Origin of the sequence: Komagataeibacter oboediens, from assembly GCF_003207815.1 — a bacterium.
GTDB classification, from domain to species: Bacteria; Pseudomonadota; Alphaproteobacteria; order Acetobacterales; family Acetobacteraceae; genus Komagataeibacter; species Komagataeibacter oboediens.
Genome location: NZ_NKTX01000111.1, coordinates 1 through 5,358, shown reverse-complemented (window position 1 = coordinate 5,358; position 5,358 = coordinate 1). Strand labels below are relative to the sequence as shown.

Sequence of the window (5,358 nt, the reverse complement as noted above, 5' to 3'; positions counted from 1 at the left end):
TCTGTCGTTTCATCCATCACCGGTGCCGTGAGTGATGTAGCCACCATTACAGGCAATATCGCGGGCCAGTTATCCACGGTTGTGGGGCAGGTGACGCCGGTTGCCGACATGGTTGGCGCTGGCGGAGTGTTTGCTGGCGTGCAGGATAATCTGTCGGTGGTCGGCGGCCTGTCTGGCGCGGGCGTCAATCTGGCCTCGACCCCGGAAAGCGCGGCAAGCCTGCTGAGCGGCCTGGAAGCGGCTGGCACTGGCCTGACAACTGGTATCAGCCAGACAGGCGCGAACCTTGAGGGGGTCAGCCTGAACGGCGCGGCTGGTCTATCCACCCTGACCCAGAATGCGGAGTTGCACAGCGCATCGGTCACGTCCGGCGCACTGGTCAATCGCGCCTATGCGAACACCCTGACAGCCACGGACGGCACCCAGAACGGGCCGCTAGTTACGGCGCAATAGGATCATCATGGCAACTACGATCAAAGTGACGGCGGCAGACGTATCGCTGTATCACGTTGCGGCGGCGCAGCTTGGCGATGCAACCCAGTGGTGGCGGATTGCGCAATTGAACGGTCTGACGGATCCCGATCTGTCCAACTTCCTGACGCCAGTTCAGATCATCCTACCGACCGTTGATGCATCACTGGCGAGTGGCGTGCCTGGGGTGTCGGCATGAGCGAGACAATCAGCGTTACGGCGCACCGCAAGCAGCCGATATGGCGCGTGCCCCGCGCCCGGCTTCTGGTCAACGGAGCCGAAACCACCGTCACCTTGCTGGAAGAATTCACGCTTACCCGCACCCGATACAGCCGGGCGGACACGCTGGATATGACGCTGGCGCTGGACCGGACTCAGATTGCCACGGGCGGCCTATGGTTTGATCTGGCGGCATCATCGAGCGGATCCGCGCTTCCTGATATCGACATCACCTTGCAGATGCGCGACGAGGCGCGGGCCGGCGCACAGTGGACGACCATGTTCCAGGGCATCGTGGATCATGTCGAATGGTCCCCGGCAGAAACGTCCGTACACATCCAGTGCCGCGACTACCTGGCCAAGCTGCTGGATATGCGTGTGCTGTCGGGCTGGATGAACATGACTGGCGCGGATGTGGTCAAGGCAATGATCACTGATGCGGGCCTGACGCCCAACGTAACCATGACCGATGGTATGGTGGGCCAGTTCTGGCAGGTCGAACACAAACGGAAGTCCGCCAGCAGCCACAGTCGGTTTCAGACTGCGTTTGATCTGGCCACCTATGAGGCCAACATGAATCGGTGCGACCTCTACGCCGAGGGCAAGACGATTGTCTGCGCACCCTACCCCAAGCCCACGAAAGCCAACACCCAGACGCTGGATTACAGCGACACTGGCCCACTTAATCCTATCAGGATGGGGGCAAGTGGCCTGCGCTTCACGCGGGATTACCAGATCGGTAAGGGCATCATCGTGCATGTCACAAGCTGGGACAGCCGCCAGCGCAACCGGGTGGAGTTTTATTGGACGGCAGAAGGGCCATCACCCACGATGGCCGCCCGTAATGGCAACCTGCACAGCTTCACGCTGCCCGGCGCTCGCCTTGATCTGGTGCAGCGGTATGCCCAGCAGAAATATAACGAAATCGTGGCGCATGAGCGCGTCATCAGTGGCCAGATACCAGGCCGCATCACGCTGGCCCCGCGCCAGTTCATGCAGATCACCGGCACTGGCACGACATGGGATGGCACGCTTGATGTGGACGCGGTCAGTAGCCGCTTTTCGTGGTCTGGCGGATTCACACAGCAGATTACCTTACGCAACCGCGATGTGACGAAGGACGAAGATAATGGCTGACATGCGCATGGTGGGTTCCAACATCGCGAATGCGCAGGCGCAACCGGAGTTTGGCATCGTCAGCGCGGTAGACCCGGTAAACCATGCCGTGAAGGTCATGACCCAGCCGTCAGACATCGAAAGCGGCTGGCTGCCCTGGGCCGCCATGCAGGTCGGCAGCCTGCGCATCGCCTGCCCGCCCGATATCGGCACGCATGTGCTGGTCGTGCATGTGGAGGCGGACGCGGAACACGGCGTGGCCGTCATGCCGGTGTATGACGCGGTGGTCATGCCGCCCGCATCCCCCGCCACCGGCAGTCCGGCACAGCCCGGCGAGATGCTGATCATGGCCGGGTGCGGCGCGCCGCCGGGCAATGGCGAAACCACGCCGGGAAACGCCACGCAGAACGCCCCGTGGTGGCATATCACGAAAGACACGATCTACAGCGGGGCCGGGAACGCCACGGAAACCCTGACCAATGGCGGCAAGGCGTGGAAGGTCGGCGGCGTGGCCATGACGCTGGATGGTAACGGCCTGTCCGTCACTGGCGGCCCCATCGCCACGGATAAGGACATGACCGCGCAGGGCACCGTGACGGGCCAGAAGGACGTGATCGCGAACGGCACGTCCGGCCACAGCCACACCCACCCGGTCACCGATGCGCCAGGCACCACGGGCGCGCCGTCATGAGCGCCCTGTCCCACACCATGGGCGGTGACCTCGACCTGTCGGGCACCGGTGGTGTTGCCGTGGTGACGGGCGCGGACCAGACCCGGCAGGCGCTGCTGCGCAGGCTGTGCACCAATGCGGGCGCATATATCTGGCAGCCCGATTACGGCGCGGGCCTGCCCGCCCGGGTCGGCATGGTGATGGATGAGGCGGGCATCCGCGCCCTTGTGCTGCAACAGATGCAGGCCGAGGCAGGCGTGGACCAGACCCAACCCGTCACCGTGACCATAACCAGCCCGAAAACCGAGACTTATCTTCTGGCCATATCCTACACCGATGCCACCACCGGCGCGGTGCAGGAACTGACACTGAGCACCTGACAGGCGGTTCCCCGGAGCCGCCTTTTTTTATGGGAGGCCCGCTTGGCCATAACCTTCCAGTCTTTCAAGACGACGCTGGGCAACATGGTGGCCGCAGCGCAGGGCGCGTGCCCGTCGCTGCTGGACCTGAACGTCGGCTCCCCCGGCCGCGCCATGCTTGAAGCGGTGGCGGGGTTGGGGTTGTGGTTCCAGTTCATTGCTTTGCAGATCCTCTCGCGCACCCGCCTTGCCACGTCCATCGGGTCGGACGTGGACAGTTTCGTGCAGGATTTTGGCCTCACGCGCCTGGCGGGCACAGCAGCCACCGGCACGGTCACGTTCACCTCGTTCACACCCGCCAGCCAGTCCGCCACCATTGCGGTGGGCAGCACGGTCAAGACGGCCTCGAACCTGATCTATGATGTGGTGGAGGACAGCACGAATGCGGCTTGGTCCGCAGCCGATGGCGCGTATGTGCGTCCGGCTGGCACGGCATCCATCACGGTGCCCGTCCAGTGCGAGACCACCGGCACTACCGGCAACGTGGCGGCGGGTGCCATCTGCCTGCTGGGCACGGCGGTTGCGGGTATCGACACTGTAACGAATGCCGCAGCCCTGACCAACGGCAGCGATGGCGAGACGGACGCGGCGCTCCGCACCCGGTTTGTCGCCTACATCAACAGCCGCTCCAAGGCCACGATTGCCGCCATCGAAAACGCCGTAACCGATGTTTCCGCCGACCTGATCTACCAGGTGGTGGAGAACGTGGACACGTCCGGCGCTTTCCTGCCCGGAAACGTAGTGGTGTATGTCGATGACGGGTCGGGTGACGTGTCCGATACGCTGATCGATCAGGTCTATACGGCCGTGGATGATGTGCGTCCGGCCGCCGTGTCCATCATGGTTGTGCGCCCCGATGTGGTGCGGCCCGCCGTGGCCATGACCGTCAGCGTGGATGGCACGGGCGACCTTGCCGCCGTTCAGGCCACGATCAGCACCAATATCGCGGCCTACTTCAATGGCCTCGCCATCGGGGCTTCGGCCAGCTATTCGCGCCTGATCCAGATTGCCTATGCTGCCAGCACGTCCGTCACCAACGTGACCGGCGTGACACTGGCCGGTGGGGTGGTGGACCTGCCCGCGACAACCGGCACGGCCTATCGTGCGGGGACGGTGTCCTTTGGCTGACGTGACGCAGAACGGTTTTGCCCTGCGCATCCGCAAGCTGCTGCCGACCGGGTGGTTCCCGGCGGCTCCTGCAGCGGGGGAGGCGGAACAGGCCCCGGTGCTGAATGCGCTGCTGCAGGGCTTTGGCAGCATGTTCGCATGGATATGGGATATGCTGTCGGGAACGGCAGACCAGACCCGCCTAGCCACCATGACCGGCGCGTTCCTGGACATGTTCGCAACCGACTTCTTTGGCACCATGCTGACCCGCAACCCCGGCGAAAGTGATGATGCCTTCCGCACCCGCATCGAGGAAGCCCTGTTCCCCTCGCTGGGCACGCGGCCCGACGTGGTCAACACCATTGCCGATGAAGTGGGCAGCGCAGGCCGCGTGATCGAACCGCGCAACGCAGCCGACTGCAAGGGGATTGCCAGCATGGCCAGCCCGGCCATTGGCGGCGGATACGGGTATGGCGTCGCCGCCCTGCGCTATGGCTCGCGCGCAGCCCCCTTCCAGCTTTTTGCCCAGCTTCCCACGGGTGACACCGACCCGCCCGCAACACAGACACTGGACCGCATGGCCGATGTGATGCCCGCAGGCACCATCGCGTGGGTTCAGGACGTGGAGAACCCTGAATAATGGACAGACAGATCGTCTACCCCGCGCAGATTCCGCTGGACAGCGACCAGCTGAACGCCCAGCGCAATGCGTATGTGGGTCTGGGCCAGCTTGCGGCCATGGCTTACGGCTGGTCCACCGTGGCCGCCAGCGGCTTTGCCTGCACGCCGGGCAGCGGGCTTACGCTGGTGATCGCCCCCGGTTCGCTGCTGGCCCCCGGCGTGGTGGATGCATCCGCCTATGGCACGCTTGCCGCCGTGTCCAGCGCGTTGGTGCGCCAGTACGCCAGCCGCGACCCCGTCACGCTGGCGGTGCCGGGGGCAGGGGCGACCTATACCGTGTATGTCACGCCCGCCACGGTCGATACGGATGATACCGTGCTGCCGTTCTACAATGCCGCCGACCCGTCCGTGACCTATGCCGGTGCCGATAACAGCGGAAAGACCGCGCCCACCGTGCGGCAGGACATGGCGCAGATCGGCATTGGCGTGTCCGTGCCGGATGGCGCATATCCGCTGTGGACCATAACCGTTCCCGCCGGGGCCACGTCCATCACGGCGGACATGATCGCGCAGGCGGCCGGCGCGCCGTTTTACGACACCATCCCGCAGCTACAGGCGGCCAAGCAGGATGCGCTGGGCTTCACCCCCGTGCAGCAGGGCGGCGGCACCAACCAGACCACCGACAAGGTCAATCTGGGGCAGGATTCAACGTATGAGGGCCTGCTGCGAGTGTCG

6 protein-coding genes and 2 pseudogenes are annotated in these 5,358 nt (G+C 64.4%); all 8 read left to right on the top strand.

Annotation, left to right across the window (positions count from 1 at the left end; genetic code table 11):
• Positions 1 to 453 (top strand): annotated as a pseudogene (locus CFR80_RS16815) (hypothetical protein); the annotation flags it as partial.
• A 7-nt stretch (positions 454 to 460) separates the two neighbouring features.
• Positions 461 to 670: a hypothetical protein gene (locus CFR80_RS16810; RefSeq protein WP_110507751.1), complete on the top strand. Its 210-nt coding sequence runs from the start codon at positions 461 to 463 to the stop codon at positions 668 to 670.
• Positions 667 to 1,827 carry a hypothetical protein gene (locus tag CFR80_RS16805; protein ID WP_110507750.1) on the top strand — a complete coding sequence of 387 codons (1,161 nt, stop codon included), beginning with the start codon at positions 667 to 669 and terminating at the stop codon, positions 1,825 to 1,827. Before CFR80_RS16810 ends, CFR80_RS16805 begins: the two co-directional genes overlap by 4 nt.
• On the top strand, positions 1,820 to 2,497 hold the full coding sequence (locus CFR80_RS16800) for a phage baseplate assembly protein V (RefSeq protein WP_019087356.1): 678 nt from the start codon (positions 1,820 to 1,822) through the stop codon (positions 2,495 to 2,497). Before CFR80_RS16805 ends, CFR80_RS16800 begins: the two co-directional genes overlap by 8 nt.
• Complete coding sequence (locus CFR80_RS16795; RefSeq protein ID WP_110507749.1) at positions 2,494 to 2,856, top strand: phage tail protein; 363 nt, start codon at positions 2,494 to 2,496, stop codon at positions 2,854 to 2,856. The genes CFR80_RS16800 and CFR80_RS16795 overlap by 4 nt, the downstream gene beginning before the upstream one ends.
• Before the next feature lie 42 nt (positions 2,857 to 2,898).
• Positions 2,899 to 4,023 (top strand): baseplate J/gp47 family protein, encoded by a 1,125-nt coding sequence (locus CFR80_RS16790; protein ID WP_019087457.1) that lies wholly within the window; start codon positions 2,899 to 2,901, stop codon positions 4,021 to 4,023.
• Position 4,024: 1 nt separating this feature from the next.
• Positions 4,025 to 4,642, top strand: a complete 618-nt coding sequence (locus CFR80_RS16785; protein ID WP_232272643.1) for a hypothetical protein — start codon at positions 4,025 to 4,027, stop codon at positions 4,640 to 4,642.
• A pseudogene (locus CFR80_RS16780) lies at positions 4,642 to 5,358 on the top strand (hypothetical protein); the annotation flags it as partial. The gene CFR80_RS16785 and the pseudogene CFR80_RS16780, both read left to right, overlap by 1 nt.